1 pseudogene is annotated in these 370 nt (G+C 62.2%); it reads right to left on the reverse strand.

Annotation, left to right across the window (positions count from 1 at the left end):
* Positions 1-370: pseudogene (locus tag F0Q45_RS26950) on the reverse strand (DNA polymerase III subunit alpha); the annotation flags it as partial.

Genomic DNA, 370 nt, shown 5'->3' on the forward strand with positions numbered 1-370 from the left:
TTCCTTGTACCGTTCATGCGCCGGATCGGTGATGCCCGACAGCGGAATGTCTTTGGCCATGATGGCCGGGGGTAGCGCCTTGGTGATTCGGTCGGCGATCGCGAAGCCGGGCTGCCCGTAATGGATTCGCGCCGAGTCCTTCAGCGCCGCTTTTGTTTTGATGGTGCCGAAGGTGATGACCTGGGCCACCCGGTCGTGACCCCACTTGTCGGCGGCGTAACGCACCATCTCACCACGGCGACGATCGTCGAAGTCGATATCGATGTCGGGCATCGACGTGCGTTCCGGGTTGAGGAAGCGCTCGAACAGCAGACCGTGCGGGATCGGATCAATGTCGGTGATGCCCAGTGCGTAGGCAACCAGCGAGCCG

The sequence above is a fragment of the Mycobacterium simiae genome, from assembly GCF_008370645.1.
Taxonomy (GTDB): domain Bacteria; phylum Actinomycetota; class Actinomycetes; order Mycobacteriales; family Mycobacteriaceae; genus Mycobacterium; species Mycobacterium simiae_A.